We start from the raw sequence: 18,576 nt of genomic DNA on the forward strand, positions 1-18,576 counted from the left end.
TCGACACCGCCATCTCGGTGCCGCGGCGGTGTGGTGGGGTTCTGGACGACTTCAGACGTCGCGCAGAGGCTTATGGAAGGTCTCCTTGGCGCAGATGACTGCACCGAGACAGATTGCGGCCGCAGCCATGAGGTACCAACCGGGGGCAAGATGCGAATTGGTCAGGCCGATGAGCAGAGTGGCCATAAAAGGTGCGGTGCCGCCGAACAGGGCGTTCGACACGTTGAAGCTCACGGCAAACCCGGTGTACCGGATACGTGTCGGGAACATCTCGGCAAGGAAGCTCGGCAGAGTGCCGTCGTTGAGGGTGAGCATGGCTCCGAGTCCGATCTCGACAAGGACGACGAGCGTGAAGCTGCCGGCGTCCAGCAGCATGAAGGCCGGCACCGTGAGGACGATGAAAGTGACTGACGCGATGATGAGCATCCTTTTGCGACCGAACCGATCCGAGGCCAGACCGGTGAGCAGGATGAAACCGATATAGGTGACGAGAGCGATGGTGGTGGCGACGAACGATTCAGTAGCCCCATAGCCGAGCTCGGTCGTGAGATAGGTGGGCATATAGGTCAGGACGACATAGAACCCGACGGCGTTGAGCAGCACTGCGCACATCGAGATGACCAGGGGCCGCCAGTGGTCCCGGAACATGGCGAAGACCGGGGCTTTGATCACTTCATCCTGCTGAGCGAGTTCACGGAATGCCGGCGTGTCCTCGAGTCTGGTTCGGATATAGCGGCCGATCAGTCCCATGGGCGCGGCAAGGAAGAATGGGAGCCTCCAACCCCAGCTCTCCAGCTGTCCATCGCTCAGCGTCGACGAGAGGACTGCGGCGAGCACCGATCCCAATAGCAATCCGGTGGCGGTGCTGGCTGGAACGACGGCTGCGTAGAGACCGCGTCGCCGCGGTGGTGCGTATTCGACGAGGAACGCCGAGGCCCCCGCATATTCGCCTGCCGCAGAGAATCCTTGGACGAGGCGGACGACGAGCAGCAGCACCGGAGCGAGGAAGCCGGCGACCGCGAAGCTCGGCAGCAGACCGATCGCAAAGGTCGAGACAGACATGATGAGAATCGAGACGGACAGTGCGGAACGTCGTCCGATCTTGTCTCCGATATGACCCCAGATGAAGCCGCCGATGGGGCGGACGACGAAGGAGACGGCGAAGACCGCAAAGGTGGACAGAAGCGCGAGATTGCCTTCGGACTCAGGGAAGAAGACGATCGCAATGGTCGTCGCAAAATACCCGTAGACGCCGTAGTCGAACCATTCGACGAAGTTGCCGACGAAACTGGCGGAGACGACGCGCCGCAGCGTCCGCTTCTGCTCGATATTCGGCTGCGCGGTCGCCGACGCATCTGATTTCACAGCGTCGTTGTCCTCTGGAGCGAGGTCGGACTTCATTGTCTTCTCCATCGTTGTGAACAGTGACAACGCGGTGTTGCATTCTTTACAACTGCGTTGCATTTAAGGTTATTGTGTCCCGGTCACCCGGTCAAGAGATTTCTGCTCAGAACTGCGCGCAATCAGAAAGCGGCAGGCGAAAGGACCCGCCGGACTGCATGTCCGACAGGGCCTTGGAACTGAACTCGCCCCGACACAGCGAAGCCCCGCACGACCTTTCGATCGTGCGGGGCTTCGCTGATGCGGGCGGTGTCGCCTACCTGCTCGACACGCGTCCGAAGAGATTCGCGATCGGGGCGAGCAGCAGCGGCCTGGCGGCGAACCAACCGGCCACGACCACGACCATCGCGATGAGGAACCAGATGAGACCGGCCCATCCGACCACGTCCGTGCCGGCGAACATGTACCCGAGGTTCTGTCGAAGTCCGGTCGTGAACACGAGGAACACGTGGACGAGGATGAAGAACACGAAGAACAGCATCGTCGGGAAGTGGATCGCCCGAGCCAGCGGCGCCGGGTAGATCTTGTTCAGCGTCGAGGCGTCCTTCGGCCACCATTCGCTCATCCGCACACCGGTGATCGCGGCCAGCGGAGCGGCGATGAACACGACTATGAAGTACATCAGCTGCTGGAGAGCGTTGTAGTTGACCCACGCATCTTCCATCGGCCATTCCATCGTGGCGTACTGCAGCGCCGCCGACAGAGCGTTCGGGAAGACTTCCCAACTGGTCGGCACGATGCGTGCCCAGTGTCCGGAGACGAAGAGCAACACGACGAAGACCACACCATTGGCCAGCCACAGCAGATCGAGGCTCGTGTGCAGCCAGAGGTTGATGCTGATCTTCTTCCCACCGTTCTTCGGCGTGTAGAACGCCGGCGGTTTCTGCTGGTGACGCACCTGCAGACCCGACCGGATGATGAGCACCATGAAGAAAATGTTGAGGAAGTGCGTCCACCGCACCCAGCCCGGGAAGCCGGGATCGACGAAGTCCGGGATGTGGTATTCGCCCGGGTAGCGTTCGAGGAACTCCGGCACGCCCGGCAGGGTCGTGACTCCGCGCGCGGCGAGGATGAGGATCCCGGCTGCGACGATGAGCCCGCCGAGTCCCAGCCCGACGAGTTTGGACCACTGCCCCAGCGACTTCGAACCGATCATGATCGGTTCCTTCTTCGCTGCAGGCTTCGCCGAGGCAGTACTGCCCGAACCCGAAGACGTGGCCTTTGCGGCCGGTGCCGTCTTCGCGGCCGGCTTGTCCGCGGTGCGTGCCGCGGCCTTGTCGTCGTTCGTCGCGGCGGGCTTGGCCATCGGCTTGCGCTGAGCGGGCTTGTCCGCGGTCTTCGCCGCAGGCTTCGCCATCGGCTTGCGCTGAGCGGGCTTCTTCTCGGCTTCGTCAGATTTCTTCTCCGACGCAGAGGCGGCTCCCGCACCAGCGACCGCCGCACCTGCAGCTGCCGCCCCGGCACCGACACCACCGATTCCGGTGCGTCGACCCTGTGGCTTCTTCTCGCCTGATTCGTCACCGGCAGCCGGCTTCGAATCCTGCTTCGCCTCAGCCGTCGACTGCGCATCCTCGGCAGACTTGTCTGCCTCGGTCGCTGAAGACTCAGCGGGCGCCGAAGCGGCGGCCTGTCCTGCACCGGCAGTCTTCACTGCCGTTGCCGGAGCGAAGCCTTCCGGAGGCCAGGGGTCTCCCCCGACGGTGCGGGGAAGTCCGCGGCGCAGGGGAACATCGGAGAGTTCTCCGGAGCCCGAACCGGACGCAGCAGCTGCGGCTACACCAGCACCGGCAGCACCGGCACCGGCTGCGGCGGCTGCCGCAGGAGCAACGGACGAGGACTCGGATGACGAATCGGCCGAAGTGTCAGCCGAAGGAGCTTCGGCGGAGTCGGGCTGAGCAGCGGATTCCTCCGCGGTGCCCTCAGCAGGTGCGGACGCAGCCGCTGCCGGAGCAGCACCGGCGGCCGAGCCACCAGCGGCCTTGACTCCGGCGGGTGCGAAGCCTTCCGGCGGCCAGGGTTCTCCGCCTTCGACGCGCGGCAGACCGCGACGCAGGGGAACTTCGGCAGCAGGAGCAGAGCCGCCAGTGGAAGCGGAGTCGGCGGCAGGTTCTGCCGCAGCCGACTCATCACCGGAAGCAGAGGCTGCGACAGCAGCGCCAGCAACCGGGGCGGCCGAAGACTCCTCGTCCGACTCGACGGTTGCCGATTCCTCGGTCGAATCCTCGACAGGGGCATCCTCTTCGGCGACTGACTCTTCGGAAGCAGGGGCTTCAGCCGACGCGGCGGGTGCAGCAGAATCACCGGTGGCCTTCGTTCCGGCAGGAGCGAGACCTTCCGGAGGCCACGGCTCTCCGCCTTCGACGCGCGGCAGACCGCGGCGCAGAGGCACCTCGGCCGCAGGAGCAGCATCGGCTTCGGGTTCAGCGGCAGACGAGCCAACCGACTCGTCAGACGCCTCAGCCGAGTCGTCAGCATCGTCGGCACCGGCTGCGGCAACACCCGCAGCACCAGCGGCGACACCGGCAGCACCGGCTCCTGCCGCGACAGCAGCACCGGATGACGAATCATCAGCCGACTCCTCGATAGGCTCCTCAGCGGAGTCCTCAACGGAATCCTCGGCTTCGGTGGAAGCCTCGGTCTCCGCCGATTCCTCAGCGTCGGTCACATCGGGCTCGGCCGCCTCGGCGGTGGAACCTTCATCCAGTTCCTCCGTGTCGGATGTCTCCGGCAGCCACGACGCGCCCTCTTCCAAGGGTTCGCCGATGGTGCCCTCCGGGGGCCAGGGGTCTCCGCCTTCGACCCGGGGCAGACCCGAGCGCAGCGAACTGGAATAGGTTGCCATATCAGGACTTGTTCTCGTTCAGTGATTCGATGGCCTGGGGAACGACCTTGAACAGGTCGCCGACGACGCCGAAATCGGCGATGTCGAAGATCGGAGCTTCCGCGTCCTTGTTGACCGCAACAATGGTCTTCGAGGTCTGCATACCGGCCTTGTGCTGGATCGCACCGGAGATGCCGAGCGCCACGTAGAGCTGCGGGGACACCGACACACCGGTCTGTCCGACCTGGTGCGACTGGGCGATGTAACCGGCATCGACGGCCGCACGGGAAGCACCGACGGCAGCACCGAGGGTATCGGCGAATTCGCCGACGAGCTCGAAGGACTCCTCCGAACCGACGCCGCGACCACCGGAGACGACCTTCTGCGCACCGCGCAGCTCGGGACGTGAGGAGGTCTCGACAACAGCTTCGAACGAGTCGATCGCGGCGGAGCGCTTGCCGGAATCGGCGACCTCGAGGGCCTGTGTGTTCGCGGACTGTGCTTCGGCGCGGGCTTCGATCGCACCCAGGCGCACGGTGACGATGGGAGCACCGAAGGTCGGAGCCGAGGAGGCAGTGTAGCCGCCGCCGTAGACAGAGTGGTTGGCCACGATGCCTTCGGAGTCGCGCTCGAGTCCGGTGGCGTCGACGGACACAGCCGATCCGCTGCGCACCGCAAAGCGACCGGCGATGTCACGACCGTCGAGAGTGTTGGGCACGAGCACAGCATCGGGAGCGGTGAGCTCCGCGGCTGCGGCCACGGCGTCGACGGCCGCCGTGCCGAGGTTGCCCTCGACGACAGCAGCAGTCAGGGTCGCCACGGCGCCGAGCTCAGAAGCCTTCTCGGCAGCGGCATCGGCACTGCCGGCAGCGAGGACGAGAGCGACGGGCGAGCCGATCTCAGCGGCTCCGCCGAGCAGTTCGGCGGCCGGCTTCTCCAGCTGACCTTCGGCATCGGCGGTGAGGACGACGAGAATGGAATCCTGCGGGAATTCTGACATGACGATTCTCCTTAGGCCAGACGGTTCTTGGTGAGGTATTCGGCGAGTTCGACTCCGCCATTGCCTTCGTCGACGACCTTCTCGCCGGCTTCGCGCGGCGGCTTCTCGGCGACGGTGACCATGATCGAGCGGGCCACGGACTGGTCCTCGGCATCGATGTCGAGATCGGAGAGGCTGATGACCTCGAAGGGCTTCTTCTTCGCAGCCATGATGCCCTTGAAGTTCGGGAATCGGGCTTCGGGAAGCGCCTCGGTGATGGAGATGACGGCGGGCAGTTCGGCCGAGACCTGCTGCTTGCCGCCTTCGACGCCGCGGGTGCCCGAGACCTTGCCGTCGGCAAGCTCGACGGTCGACAGGCCGGTCACGTGCGGGTAGTCGAGGTGCTCGGCGAGCATCGCCGGCATCATGCCGCCGTTGCCGTCGGTGGAGACGTTGCCGGTGACGACGAGGTCGAACTCACCGCGGCGCAGAGCGGCGGCGAGCACCTCGGCGGTCAGACCGAGATCGGCGCCGGCCAGCGACTCATCGGCCACATGCACGGCGTTGTCGGCACCCATGGCCAGACCCTTGCGGATCGTGGCGGTCGCGGTATCGGGCGCCATCGAGATGACAGTCACCTCGGTGTCGCCGTCGCTGTCCTTCTGGGTCAGTGCGACCTCGAGGGCACGCTCACCGATCTCGTCGAGGACAGCTTCCGAGGCGCCGCGATCGGCAAGCCCGGTTTCCAAGTTCAACTTGCGGTCGCCGTACGTATCCGGGACCTCTTTGACCAACACCGCGATCTTCAAGGATGTCTCCTTAGGTTCGTGAAGCAGCTCCAACTGCAATGAGACTTTCGTCTCATAATCTACAGGTGACTGATTTCCGTCCGTTGACCGGGTCCAGTCGGAACCGGTCATGTCCATCACCCATGGTACGTGGTAGGCACCACAGATATCTCCGTTACTGTACGAACGATCGACAGAATTTGTCCAGTAAGGGAAACATGTCCCCCACCGAGGCGGATTCCGCCGTCGTCGACCACGGAATGTCGCCGTGGGATCATCCCCTCGCCGAGGCGGGGCCCTAGAATGGGTGCAGACCGACCGATCCTCCCGGTGCGCATCGCCGCCCCTCCTCGCGAGTGCTTCCGGGCAGGCATGACGCAGAGGTCACAGATCAGACGCAGACATCAATGGTGAAGGAGCGCCCCGTGGCTTTCGACCTCGACGACATCGACCGCAGCATCATCGCTGCTCTCGTCGAGGACTCACGGCTGAGCGTGCGCCAACTGGCCGAACGCGTCCACATCTCCCGCTCTGCCGCGCACAAGCGCTTCACCACGCTCATCGAGTCCGGAGCGATCCGGAAGTTCACCGCCGAGGTGGACCGCGAGGCCCTCGGCATGACCGTGACGGCGGTCGTCGTCGTCAAGATCGGCGAGCGCCCTTGGCCGCAGGTCCGCGAAGACTTGGCCGCCCTGCCGTTCGTCGAGAAGGTCCAAGCCGTCAGCGGGGACATCGATGCCCTGGTCACCGTGAATGCCCCGGACAATACGGCCCTGTCGCAGGTGATCCTGCGACGCATCCATGAGGTTCCGGGGGTCGTGTCCTCCCGTTCGCTGCTCATCCTCGACGAGGCAGAGGGCCACCGCCCCGGGGCGGGATGAAGACCGTCCCCACTCACTTCTGACCCAACTCACCACTGACAGAGCGAAGCCCCCGGCGCCGGAATTTGCGCCGAGGGCTTCATGACGTGAAACAGAGAGAACCGCGCACGCCGCATCCAACACTTCAAGCTAGCGTGTCAACCACCTTAGGAAAGACCAGCGTTGCGTAATTCTCATAGGCTAGCCTAACCCGGGGATCGGGAGTGCACAACAGGTTGAGCCTGTCTTTTTCGCCCGACTCTTATTCGGCCGGTCCCGCGAGCAGCATGAGCCCGGCACCGGCGACGATGCGTCGGTACACCGGCTCCACCGTCACCGTGTCACCGTCGGCCTTGAGGAGTCCGAGCTCGGCGAGCTCCTGCAGCTCGTCTGCCAGCAATGTGGAGAGCCGCTCCGCACGCTCCTCGTCGATGTCGAGTTCGGGACGTTCGGGTGCGGAGTCGGGAGTGATGATCTCGATGAGGCGCTGGGCGATCGTGATCGCCGGGGCCGCAAAGTCTTCTCCGGGGACGAGGTTGACCACGTCGAGGAGCCGTTCGTAGATGAACGCGCCGATGACCGGCAGTGCGGTATCCGCGCTCACCTCGCCTGAGCGCCACTGGTCGGCAGCTCCGGCGGGTCGGACCTTCGTCCCGGTGATCTCGATGATCTCTGCGCTCTGCATGACGGCCCACATCGCTTCGAGGACGGGCACCTCATCGGCGCTGCGCGCATAGTTCACGCCGTCTTCGTACCGAGCGTTCGACGCGACTCCGACAGCGTTTATGCCGAACTTTCCGGCCGCCTCGGCGATATCTGCTCGCTTCACTCGTCCCGTTCCGGTCACCTGTCGGGATTCGCCGATCCATTCGAGGATGCCGGCCACACCCGCAACGAGGCGGTTGTGCGGCAAGGGCTGCGCGAGTTCCTCCTCGTTCAGGGCATTGGCTTCGACGGTCGCCATGAGCGCCGAGGGCAGCGGATCGGTGCGCATGCTCGCAACCTCGACTCGGGCGCGAGCGGCGCTCCAACGCTCCGGGGTCTCGTCGGTATCGATGCGGAACCGGAGGTAGTTGTCGAGGGCTTCGATGCTGTCGAGGAAGATCACCGTCGAAGGCGATTCGCCATCGGTCTTCTCGGATTCCTCCTGTCCGTCGGCTCCGAAGCTTTCGAGAACATCGAGAAGGTCGTCGATTCCCTCCGGCTCGTCGATATCTGTGCGGGTGGACACGGCGATGCAGAAGAGTAGGTGGGCGATGTCGAAGACCTCTGAGTCCTCGTCGACATCGTCGTAGGTCTCGGCCAGCCAGTCGCGGAAGCGCCGGTAGAGCGGCATCTCGTAGACAGTCTTCTCGACCTCGTCCATTCGTTCATCGACGCCCTGCGGGTCAGCGGCAGCACCAGCCGCTTGTCCGGTCGTGCTCGATCCGCCGAGCCACTCCGGCAGGTCCTGTTCCGAAGCGGAGTCATCCTGAACTGCTTGGACGTCCTGGACCACTCGGTCAGCCGGACCGTAAGTGCCGGCAACCGGTTCCGGATAACTGCCGAGGGGCATGAGATCCTCGACGACTTCCTCTGCTGAGACCTTGTCTCGCTTGGTCAGGCGCACGACCGCTGCAGCCACAGCGAGCATGGATCCTTCGAGGACGGGAAGTCCGCTGTTGCTGTTGATGAGTCGGTCGAGGCTGTCGACGACGCGCCCCTTGTGTGCCAAGGCGAGGATGTCGCGGGCCACGGCGCGGGACTTCTTCGTCGGCCACTTCGGTGCCATCACTCCGCCGAGTTTGAGCCCTTGGGTCTCGTCGGTGAACCATTCGTCGACGAGGCCCATCGCGGCCCCGGTCACCTGTGCGGTGCTCGGGGTGAAGTCCTCGGGGTCCGAGGGCAGGGAGGACACAACAGCCTCGGCGCGTTTGATATCGCCTTCGGCGAAGGCCAGGGCGAAGGACCGCAGCTTCCCCAGCGCCAGTCCGCGGTGGGCACCGGTCGGATTGAAGAGACGTCGGTTGTATTCCCCCTGTGCCTTTTCCATGGCTGCATGAAATTCGGCTTCGGTGAAGTCCGCATTCGGATCGTCGATGTCGACGCCTTCAGCCTTGAGGAACGGTGCCAGTTCTCGCATCATCCGATCACCCATGCCGGGGTTGTGGCTGATGTTGCCGCCCGCTGCCATACCGTGGAATTCGGGACTGTCGAAGAAAGAAGACACGCACTGCTCCTGCCGAGGATGAACTGAAGCAATAACGGTAACAAGTCCGACCGCGTCCGCCTCTTAACCGCCCCGGCATGGCTCTAAGGCTTCGCCGAGATCACACTCCGAACGTCGGCCGGGTAACGCCCAGGTTCAGGCTGCGGGCGAACTCAAAGTGCTGCGCACCGCCCTGAGGGTCAGCTCGAGCGACTGGGCGCGCACTGTCGGATCGTTGACGCCGGCACTCACGCTGTAGATGTGCCCGGAGCCGACGGTGAGGTAGACGAAGGCGGCCGCCCATCCGATCGGCACACTCTCGTCGATGGAGCCGTCCACTTGCCCTCTCGCGATGACGGCTTCGAGCGGATCGGCGTTGGCGCCGGCATCTTCCGCGTCATCGTCCGCGGCTCCAGGGCCATCGCCCGTACGGGACTCGGCGGCCGCCTCGGCGAAGGTCTCATCGGTGATGATCGGGTTGTCGGCGAAGAGCAGAGTGAGCACATCGGGCAGCGTGAACAGCTCCGCACAGATCCGTTCGAGCGCGGCCAGCCCCGTGCCTTCGCCGGGACGGGCTTTCATGACTGCCTCACCGAATCGCCGGGCGCCGAGGCGGGCCACCGCGCCGACGAGCGCCTCCCGGTCACCGAAATGCCGATAGAGAGTGGTGCGGCCGACCCCGATCGACTGCGAGAGCTCGATCATCGACGCCTGCGGTTTCGCGGCAAGCTGGGTCAGCGCCTCGCTGACCAGGGCGTCTCGGCCCAATCGACGCATGCCCTGCACCGGCACAACCCCCTCCCTGACTCAGTGGATGACACAGAGCAGTCTACTTGTGGAACAGCGTTGTTCCACTTTGGTATCATAGAGTACCGGAAACGACTCAGAGGATTGAGCACATGATGGATCAGCCCCAGCAGAAGAACGACTCCACCGCCCAGCAACCCCACGCCGCTGAGACGTTCGCACCTAGTCGGACCGACGTCGTCATCATCGGCCTCGTCTGCCTCGGCATCGGTGTGGCGCTCGGATTCTTCCTCCCGGCTCTCGGATCGATTGCCGCGAAGTTCCCGATCCCCTTCGGCGACGTCATCGAGAAACTCAGCCGGTTCGACCAGGCCTGGGTCGTCATCGCCCGACCGATCATCGGCGGTGCGCTCGGGCTCATCGCCGCCTTCTTCATCGCATCCTCAACGACACCCCTGCGTATTGACGAGCACAGAATCACCATCGGACGAGACGACAACCACCCGCTGCACATCTCCCGCGCTTCGTTCTCGACCGCATACTTCGCCGACGGCAAACTCGTCGTCGTCACCGAAGGCGGGCATCAGGCCTTCAAAGGTGATGTCGAAGGCAAGAAGGCCGCGATCGCCGAGGCCTTCACCTCCCGTGGCTACCGGTGGGGCGAGATCTGAGGACCACGACACTTCCCCTTCGAACGGCACCCCTTCTCTAGTCCAGCCAAACGTCCACTCGGCCTGCCGGAACAGGCCCCTTCGTCCCGAGTTCGCGACACGTTTGGCCGCCCGTCCTCACCTGCACACAAGCCATGGAATCGTGACCCCGCTCACGCCACCATGGGGCCATGACCATTGACGTTCCCACCACAGGCCGCTCACTGCCCCAGCTGCAGCCGATCAGCTTCATCGGCGCAGATGGCCGGCTCACCGACACTCCGACCGAAGGGCTGCGGATCCCCAGCGATGCCACCCTCACCGGTCTCTACCGGCAGATGGTCCTCGTCCGCCGGTTCGAAGCGCAGGTCACGCACCTGACCCGGCAGGGTCGGCTCGCGACCTACCCCTCCGCAGCAGGTCAGGAAGCCGCCGAGGTGGGGGCCACCACCGCACTGGCGCCGAACGACTGGCTCTTCCCCACCTACCGTGACTCGGCAGCGCTGCTGACCCGCGGGGTGCCCGTCGCCGAGATCCTCGCCGCCTTCCGTGGGGACTGGCACTGCGGTTTCGATCCGCACGAATATCACACCTCACCTGCGGCGACACCGCTGGCGACGCAGACCCTGCATGCCACGGGATTCGCGATGGCCGCGAAGCTCAAAGGCGAGGATGCCGCGACTCTGACTTTCCTCGGCGATGGCGCCAGCAGCGAAGGCGACACCCACGAGGCGTTCAACTTCGCCTCCGTGTGGCAGACCCCGACGGTATTCGTCCTGCAGAACAACCAGTATGCGATCTCCACTCCCCTGCGGGAGCAGACGAATGCGACGATGCTCGCCGACCGGGCCGCCGGCTACGGAATGCCGGGCCTGCGCGTCGACGGCAATGACGTCGCCGCCGTGTTCGCCGCCGTCGCCGCGGCACTCGAGCGCGGTCGGAACGGGGACGGTCCGACCCTCATCGAGTGCCTCACCTACCGGATGGAGTCGCACACGAACTCCGACGATCCGACGAAGTACCGCGACTCCGAGGAGGTCGAGCACTGGAAACAGTTCGATCCCATCGACCGTCTCGAGAAGTATCTGCGAACGACCGGTGCCCTCGACGATTCGACGGTCGCAGAGATCGCCGAGGCGGCTGAGACCCTGGCCGCGTCCGTGCGCGATGCCATGAACACCGAGGCCGAGATCGACCCACGTGAGCTCTTCGCCCACGTCTATGCGAACCCGCGCACGGCCCTGGCCGAACAGCAGCAGGTCCTCGAGGCCGAACTCGCAGCGGCAGGCCACGCATGAGCGTCGAAACGGGAACCGACCCCACCACCGATCAGACCGCGGTGAACGGCGAAACGGCCACAGCCGCCTCGGCGAGGGATGACGCGGTTGCCCCATCATCGGTGACGATGACGAAGGCCCTCAACCAGGCGCTGCGCGATTCTCTGGCCGACGACGACACTGTGCTCGTCTTCGGTGAGGATGTCGGCCGCCTCGGCGGGGTCTTCCGCGTCACCGAAGGACTGAGGGCCGAATTCGGGTCGAACCGGGTCTGGGATTCCCCGCTTGCGGAGTCGGGCATCATCGGCACCGCAATCGGCATGGCGATGAACGGCATGCGCCCGGTGGTCGAGATGCAGTTCGACGCCTATGCCTACCCCGCGTTCGAGCAGATCGTGTCGCATGTGGCGAAGATGCGGAACCGGACGAAAGGCCGGGTCAGCCTGCCGATCACGATCCGGATTCCCTATGCCGGCGACATCGGCGGAGTCGAACACCACTCGGACTCGTCCGAGGCCTATTGGACGTCGACGCCGGGTCTGACCGTCGTCACGCCGTCGAATCCGGCCGATGCGTATTCGCTGCTGCGCGAGTCGATCGCCTCCGATGATCCGGTCGTGTTCATGGAGCCGAAGTCGCGGTACTGGATGAAGGAGACCCTGTCTCTGCCGGTGACGACGGCGCCGATGAATCGGGCCCAGGTCATCCGCGAGGGCACCGACGTCACCCTGCTCGCCTATGGTCCGACGGTGCGGACGGCGCTCGATTCCGCCGAGGCCGGGGCCGAGCACGGACTGTCCATCGAGGTCATCGACCTGCGCACGCTGTCGCCGTTCGATGATGAGACGGTGTCCGAGTCCGTGCGCAAGACCTCGCGCGCGGCGATCATCCACGAGGCCGCGCAGTTCGGCGGATACGGCGCCGAGGTGGCCGCCCGCCTCACCGAACGCAACTTCACCCACCTGTCGGCCCCGATCCTGAGGGTCGCTGGATTCGATGTGCCGTATCCGTCGCCGAAGCTTGAGGAGTTCTATTTGCCCACCGTCGAACGCGTGCTCGATGCGCTCGAGTCCTGGGATTGGGAGCTGTGATGAGTGCTGATCTGAATACGGGCACGCGCGAGTTCATCCTTCCCGACCTCGGCGAAGGCCTCACCGAGGCGGAGCTGATCTCCTGGAAGGTCGAGATCGGGGACGAGGTCCACGTCGATCAGATGGTCGTCGAGGTCGAATCCGCGAAGTCCGTCGTCGAACTCCCCTGCCCCTACGCTGGACGGATCGTCAGCCTCCACGCGAACGCCGGAGACACCGTCAGCGCAGGTCAGGCCCTGCTCTCCGTCGCCGAGGCGAGCGCGAGCGCGGGAGCCGAGTCCGCAGACGGCAGCTCCGACGAGTCGAGCGGCGCGAACCTCATCGGCTACGGTACATCGGAGCCGAAGACCCGATCGGCGAAGAAGCGCTCGTTCGGCGGCAAGCGCGCCGCCGCAGCACCCGCTGTTCCGGCCGTCGTCCCAGACGCTCCTCCACAGCCGCCAGCCGAGCAGGTCTCCCCTGTGTCGTCCCCGCTTGTGCGCAAGCTCGCGAAGGACCACGGCATCAGCGCCAAGCACCTGGCCGGCTCGGGTCCCGGCGGGGTCGTGACGAGAGCCGATGTGCTTGCCGCGGTCGAATCCGGGTCAGGTGCCGCTGTCCACGTCCCCTCGGGGACGTCACCGGCAGACCAACCACACGTGGGCACGGAACGGGGAGCCGCCTCGGCGGGGGCACCTTCACCTGTCGGCCAGACCGACCGCGATACTCGGACCCCGATCACGGGGCTGCGGAAGGTCGTGTCCGAACGCCTCACGAAGTCGCGGCAGGAGATCCCCGAGGCGACGATCTGGCTCGACGTCGACGCCACCGAGCTGCTGAACACGAAGCGCGCGCTCGAGGCGCGCACGGGTGAGAAGTATTCGCTGCTGTCCCTCGTCGCTCGCTTCGTCGTGGCCGGGCTGAAGAAGTATCCGATCATCAATTCCTCGATCGATACGGCCGCCGGCGAGATCGTCACCCACGGTGACGTCAACCTCGGCCTGGCCGCACAGACCCCGCGCGGGCTCATGGTTCCCGTCGTCCACGGGGCCAGCGAGATGAGCCTGCGGCAGCTGCGCGACTCCGTGTCCGAGACCGTCGGGAAGGCCGCCTCGGGGAAGTTCGATCCGTCCGAGCTCTCCGGCGGCACGTTCACCTTGAACAACTACGGGGTGTTCGGCGTCGACGGTTCGGCCCCGATCATCAACCTCCCCGAGGTGGCCATGCTCGGCCTCGGCCGGATCAAGGACCGGCCGTGGGTCGTCGACGGCGAGCTGACTGTGCGCAAGGTGATGTACTTGTCGTTCGTCTTCGACCACCGGGCGTGCGACGGTCAGGAACCGAGCGAGTTCCTCACCTTCGTCGCCGACTGCATCGAGAACCCGATCTCGTTGCTCCCCGAGCTCTGAGGCCATCCGGCGAGGGTCGCCTCGGTGTCGTTCAAGCGTCAGCGCACTTTTCGTGGGGTACACCTTTCGACAAGTGCGCTTCGCCTTGAACGAGCGGCGGACCGAACTCCCTACCCGTCGAGCAGCGCAGCCGCGTACATCGGACGGGCCGCATCCGCGCTCGGCGGGTGGAAGAGCCCGGCCGTGGCATCGCGGAAGAGGCGGGAGAGTTCGTGCTTGTTGCCGAACCCGCTTCCGCTCGTGCACATCAGCGCGGTCTCGGCGCTGCGGCGGGCAGCCTCTGCGGATTTGATCCTCGCCCCCACCAGACGCAGCGGCCAGCCGGCGCCGTGGTCGATGAGGTCGTCGAAGTCCCGAGCGTAGGCGTCGATCATCGCCGTCACGGGCATGAAGTCGAGGTGGGCATCGGCCAGGCGTGCCCGGGCCTCGGGCACCTCGGCGAAGGTGACGCCGGCCTTTGCGGACTTCCGCTTGTGCAGTCCGGCGGCGCCCAGCTCGAGCGCACGGGCCGCGACTCCGGCGTAGACGGCGGCGATGAGCAGCTGGAAGTTGCTCGTGATCGCGAAAGTGAGCAGGTCAGGATGCTTACCGGCAGGAATGACCCGAGAGACCCGTTCGGGTTTCATCGGCACGTGGTCGAGGATCGTCGCCCGCGACTGCGAGGCCCGCATTCCCAGCACATCCCACTCGTCGGAGACCGTGATCCCGGGTGCATCGCGTTCGATGAAGCCGTAGACGAGCCGCCCCTCGGCGGGCTCGTCCGCATCGGGACCGGCGATCCCGTCGTCATCGGAGGCCACTGCACCATGGACGATGAGCCTGGTCCACACGGGAGACAGCGAGGTGAAGATCTTCACCCCGGTCAGTTCGTATCCGCCATCGGGCGTCGGCACCGCCTCGGTGTTCGAACCCTGCAGGACCCAGTCGTTCGACGGCTCGGAGATGCCGAAGGCGAAGATCTCACCGGCCATGACCTCGTCGAACACCCAGTTCAGCGAGTCGTCGCCGCGGTCGGCCATCGCCTTGACCACACCGGTGGTCATGAGGTGCATGTTGATCGCGAGAGCCGTCGCCGGGGCCGCCGAGGCCAACCGCTGCTGCAGTCGGGTGACCTCGAACAGGCTCAGCCCGGGTCCGCCGTGGGATTCGGGCACGAAGAGGGTGAGATAGCCGAGGTCCCCCAGTTCGGCGAGATCCTCGTCGAAGAATCGGTTCTCCCGGTCATAGACGTCGGCTCGCTCGCGGAATCGTTCGAGCACATCAGCAGGCAGGTATCGCGCGGCGAGCTCACTCACACGTGTCTCACGGTCGGTCATCTTCTCTCCTTCGTCGAGGGGTCGGTCGCTTCTGCTGAGGGTGTCGCGGTCTGCGCGGTGCGGCGCAGGATGATCGCGCCGTTGTGCCCGCCGAAGCCGAACGACGTGGACAGCACAGTGTCGACGGCCGCCTCGGCGAGGTTCGGTTCACCACCCATCTCACGGGGGTGACCCGCGACGATGTCCCAGTCGGGGAATTCGTTGTCGTCGAGGTTGAGCGTCGGGGGCAGCGTCTGATCACGCATCGACATGATCGCGATGATCGCCTCGACGACCCCCGATGCGCCGAGGAGGTGCCCCGTCGTCGATTTCGTCGCCGAGATCGGAATCGTCCGTCCGACCACCCCCAGGGCGGCGTCGAAGGCTGCGAGTTCGGCTCGGTCGCCGGCCGGTGTGCCCGTGGCGTGGGCGTTGATGTGGTCGATATCGCCGGGTTCCAGCCCAGCATCGCTCACAGCCTGGACCACCGCCGAGGCGGCTCCCCGTCCCTGCGGATGCGGGTTCGTCGGGTGGTGGGCATCGCTGGCGGCACCGAATCCGGCGAGCTCGGCCAACGGCGTCGTCCCACGTGAGGCCGCGGAGTCGGCGGATTCGAGGAGGATCGCGGCCGCACCTTGGCTCATGACGAAGCCGTTGCGGACCCGGTCGAAGGGACGGCTGGCAGCGGCCGGATCGTCCTCGTATCCGGCGGCGAGCGCGCGCATGTTCGCGTTCGAGGCGAGATTGACCGGACCGAGGCAGTCCTCCATGCCGACGACGAGCACGGCGTCGGCGTAGCCGTGGCGGATGCGGCGCATCGCCTCGCCGAGGCCGATCGCCCCGGAGGCGCACGTCGCCGAGACTCCCTGTCCAGGTCCGCGCAGGTCGAAGCGCTGGCTGATGAGCGCGGCCGCGGAGTCCGGCGCCCCGTGGATGGACAGGGTCAGCGGAACGGATCTGGGGCCGTCTGCATCGAGGGCACGGGTGGCCTCCTGCATGGCGTCGACGGGCCCGGAACCGGTGGCCGATATGACCGCAGTGCGGTCGCGGTCCCAGGGCAGTTCTTCGGCCGCGGCTTCGATTCCGCCTGCGCGCAGAGCTTGGTCGGCGGCGGCGATGGCCCAGTGTTGGACGGGGCTGAGACGGCGGGCGAGCGCCCGGGGCAGGACCGCCTCGGCGTCGAAGTCCGTGATCTGCCCGCCGATCCGCACTGCAAGGTCGTCGAACCGCTCCCCTGCGAGGACGTCGATGGCGCTGATGCCGTCCCGCACTGACTGCCAGAGGGCTTCGGGATTCTGACCGCTCGGAGTGATGGCGCCGAGTCCGGTGATGACGACGTCGCGCATGCCATCCGTCCCGTGCCGGCTGCTCGAGGAGGCGTTCACAGTCGCTGTGCCTTTCCACTCATGACCAAGTCAACGGTTTCGTGGCGTCGAATCTTCCCGCCGACGGTCCGCGGCAGCCGGTCGAGTAAGTAGAACCGTCTCGGCACGAACTGCGGGGCCAGCCGCGAGCGGGCATGGGCGAGCAGCGTGGCTTTGGCGGGTGTTCCCGAATCGGGGGTCCCGTCCTCGAAGCCGTGGCCCGCGGAGTCTGGTTCGACAACGAGGGCAACGACGCTGCCGAGGCTGTCATCCGGCAGTGCGACCGCGCACACTTCGCCGAGGCGGCGCCGGCCGACACGCACAGCTCCACCGTCGGGCCCGTCGCCGAGTCCACCGTCGAAGTTCTCGAACGCCCGCTCCACCTCGGGCAGGGAGACCTTGTGTCCCCCGGTGATCGCGATGTCACCGGCCCGTCCTGCGAGTTGGAGGAGTCCGTTGTCGATTCGTCCCTGGTCGCCGACCGTGGCCCAGCCGTCGGGGCGCCGGAGCTGAGCGTCGGTGGTGCCGGTGACATAGCCGTCAGAGCAGGCGGCAGCCCTGATCCAGACCGTGCCGATCTCTCCATCGGGCAGGCGGGTCCCCGCGTCGTCGCGGACCTCGACGCCGATGGTGTCGTAGATCGAGATCCAGGTGCCGTCACCGTCGCGGCTGTCGCCGATGAACCCGATTTCGGCGGCACCGTAGTAGCTGATCAGCCGCGCGCCGGGGAGGACATCGGCGAGTGCCGAACGGATCGATGCGGGCAGGTTCGCTCCTCCGGTGACGACGAGGTCGAGACCGAGGAAGTTCTCCGGTGTTCGGCGGGCCGCCTCGGCGAGGGCCTTGACGACGGCGGGCACGGCGACGAGGCGGGTGATGGCTTCGTCGGCGATGCGCGAGCCCATGGTGAAGGGGTCGAAGTCGTCGGCGACGTGGACGCTGCCGCCGGTGGCGAGGCACTCGATCACGGCGTAGAGGGTGAGGCTGTAGGACACGGGGCCGGGGGCGAGGGTGGCCACTCCGGCGGAGGGTTCGAGGTGGGCCGAGGACACGGCCACGTTGTCGCGGTACTGCCGGCGGGTCTTGATGAAGGCCTTCGGGTTACTCGTCGTGCCGGAGGAGAAGAGCATGAGGAAAGGCTCGGACGCCTCGCGGTCGCTCGGCGGTGCGGTGTCTGCTGGGTCGATGGCGGCTTCGCGGGCACGGAAGTCGGCTGCGGTGATGACGGTTCCGGTCCAGCCGGCGGCGGCGAGCGCCTCGGCGAGGTCGGTCGAATCGCTGATGACGAGGCCGATTCCGGTGGTCGTGATGACTCCCACCTGGTGCTCGAGCGGCCAGCGGGGGTCGATGGTGGCCGAGACCGCGCGGAAGCCGGCGAGACCCGCGATGATGCGGGAGGTCTCGAACGCCGAGGTGAGGCTCACTGCCGTGATCGGGATGTCCTGGGTTTCGGGAGCAGGCGCCGGCGGCTCGGTCTGTTCGGCATGGATGGCGGAGGCGGCGGCGAACATCGTGCGCGAATCTGCGATGAGCTGGGCATAGGTGAGCCGAGCCTCGGCCCCGACGACCGCGGGCTGATCGGGGCGTTCGAGCGCCACCTCGAGGATCGTCGCAGTGATCGGCAAATCGGACCTCCCAGGTTCTCGGCATTCCTTCGGGCCATCGGCACCGAAGCACCGTAGCCGCTCTGTCGGGGCCGAAGCACCGAGTCGGCACATCGACGCACC

14 protein-coding genes are annotated in these 18,576 nt (G+C 66.0%); 5 read left to right on the top strand and 9 right to left on the bottom strand.

Annotated elements, in window-relative coordinates; all coding sequences use genetic code 11:
• Nucleotides 1-51: 51 nt before the first annotated feature.
• The 4 genes from BEP01S_RS02185 to BEP01S_RS02200 all read right to left on the bottom strand — a co-directional run bounded on the left by BEP01S_RS02185 (nt 52) and on the right by BEP01S_RS02200 (nt 6,010).
• Nucleotides 52-1,401 (bottom strand): MFS transporter, encoded by a 1,350-nt coding sequence (locus BEP01S_RS02185; RefSeq protein WP_062240123.1) that lies wholly within the window; start codon nt 1,399-1,401, stop codon nt 52-54.
• A gap of 256 nt (nt 1,402-1,657) precedes the next feature.
• A complete protein-coding gene (locus BEP01S_RS02190) occupies nt 1,658-4,243 on the bottom strand; it encodes a cytochrome b/b6 domain-containing protein (RefSeq protein ID WP_062240126.1) in 2,586 nt (861 codons plus the stop codon).
• Between the two features lies 1 nt (nt 4,244).
• A complete protein-coding gene (locus BEP01S_RS02195; RefSeq protein ID WP_062240129.1) occupies nt 4,245-5,222 on the bottom strand; it encodes an electron transfer flavoprotein subunit alpha/FixB family protein in 978 nt (325 codons plus the stop codon).
• Between the two features lie 11 nt (nt 5,223-5,233).
• Nucleotides 5,234-6,010: an electron transfer flavoprotein subunit beta/FixA family protein gene (locus BEP01S_RS02200; protein WP_039211591.1), complete on the bottom strand. Its 777-nt coding sequence runs from the start codon at nt 6,008-6,010 to the stop codon at nt 5,234-5,236.
• A 404-nt stretch (nt 6,011-6,414) separates the two neighbouring features.
• On the opposite strand from BEP01S_RS02200, the gene BEP01S_RS02205 reads away from it, so the two are divergent.
• On the top strand, nt 6,415-6,870 hold the full coding sequence (locus BEP01S_RS02205; RefSeq protein WP_082019056.1) for an Lrp/AsnC family transcriptional regulator: 456 nt from the start codon (nt 6,415-6,417) through the stop codon (nt 6,868-6,870).
• Nucleotides 6,871-7,111: 241 nt separating this feature from the next.
• On the opposite strand, the gene BEP01S_RS02210 is transcribed toward BEP01S_RS02205, so the two are convergent.
• Both BEP01S_RS02210 and BEP01S_RS02215 read right to left on the bottom strand, forming a co-directional pair.
• The gene (locus BEP01S_RS02210; RefSeq protein WP_062240132.1) at nt 7,112-9,058 is read right to left on the bottom strand and encodes a hypothetical protein; all 1,947 of its coding nucleotides are present in this window, start codon (nt 9,056-9,058) and stop codon (nt 7,112-7,114) included.
• A gap of 135 nt (nt 9,059-9,193) precedes the next feature.
• Nucleotides 9,194-9,829 carry a TetR/AcrR family transcriptional regulator gene (locus tag BEP01S_RS02215; RefSeq protein WP_244882022.1) on the bottom strand — a complete coding sequence of 212 codons (636 nt, stop codon included), beginning with the start codon at nt 9,827-9,829 and terminating at the stop codon, nt 9,194-9,196.
• 107 nt (nt 9,830-9,936) lie between these two features.
• Between BEP01S_RS02215 and BEP01S_RS02220 the strand changes: the two genes are divergently transcribed.
• From BEP01S_RS02220 to BEP01S_RS02235, 4 genes are all read left to right on the top strand, one after another.
• Nucleotides 9,937-10,455: a YqeB family protein gene (locus BEP01S_RS02220; protein ID WP_244882023.1), complete on the top strand. Its 519-nt coding sequence runs from the start codon at nt 9,937-9,939 to the stop codon at nt 10,453-10,455.
• Nucleotides 10,456-10,625: 170 nt separating this feature from the next.
• A complete protein-coding gene (pdhA, locus tag BEP01S_RS02225) occupies nt 10,626-11,732 on the top strand; it encodes a pyruvate dehydrogenase (acetyl-transferring) E1 component subunit alpha (protein ID WP_062240135.1) in 1,107 nt (368 codons plus the stop codon).
• A complete protein-coding gene (locus BEP01S_RS02230; RefSeq protein WP_157070489.1) occupies nt 11,729-12,802 on the top strand; it encodes an alpha-ketoacid dehydrogenase subunit beta in 1,074 nt (357 codons plus the stop codon). Before pdhA ends, BEP01S_RS02230 begins: the two co-directional genes overlap by 4 nt.
• The gene (locus BEP01S_RS02235) at nt 12,802-14,190 is read left to right on the top strand and encodes a dihydrolipoamide acetyltransferase family protein (protein WP_062240138.1); all 1,389 of its coding nucleotides are present in this window, start codon (nt 12,802-12,804) and stop codon (nt 14,188-14,190) included. Before BEP01S_RS02230 ends, BEP01S_RS02235 begins: the two co-directional genes overlap by 1 nt.
• A 110-nt stretch (nt 14,191-14,300) precedes the next feature.
• Here the strand turns inward: BEP01S_RS02235 and BEP01S_RS02240 are convergent, their stop codons facing one another.
• Genes BEP01S_RS02240 through BEP01S_RS02250 form a run of 3 tightly spaced genes read right to left on the bottom strand, consistent with a single transcriptional unit; the run spans nt 14,301 to nt 18,474 of the window.
• Nucleotides 14,301-15,506 (bottom strand): acyl-CoA dehydrogenase family protein, encoded by a 1,206-nt coding sequence (locus tag BEP01S_RS02240; RefSeq protein WP_062240141.1) that lies wholly within the window; start codon nt 15,504-15,506, stop codon nt 14,301-14,303.
• Nucleotides 15,503-16,831, bottom strand: a complete 1,329-nt coding sequence (locus BEP01S_RS02245; RefSeq protein ID WP_062240143.1) for a beta-ketoacyl-[acyl-carrier-protein] synthase family protein — start codon at nt 16,829-16,831, stop codon at nt 15,503-15,505. The genes BEP01S_RS02240 and BEP01S_RS02245 overlap by 4 nt, the downstream gene beginning before the upstream one ends.
• Nucleotides 16,832-16,866: 35 nt before the next feature.
• Nucleotides 16,867-18,474, bottom strand: coding sequence for a class I adenylate-forming enzyme family protein (locus BEP01S_RS02250; protein ID WP_062240145.1), 1,608 nt, complete (start codon nt 18,472-18,474; stop codon nt 16,867-16,869).
• Between the last annotated feature and the right edge of the window lie 102 nt (nt 18,475-18,576).

It is taken from the genome of Brevibacterium epidermidis NBRC 14811 (assembly GCF_001570805.1).
Taxonomy (GTDB): Bacteria; Actinomycetota; Actinomycetes; order Actinomycetales; family Brevibacteriaceae; genus Brevibacterium; species Brevibacterium epidermidis.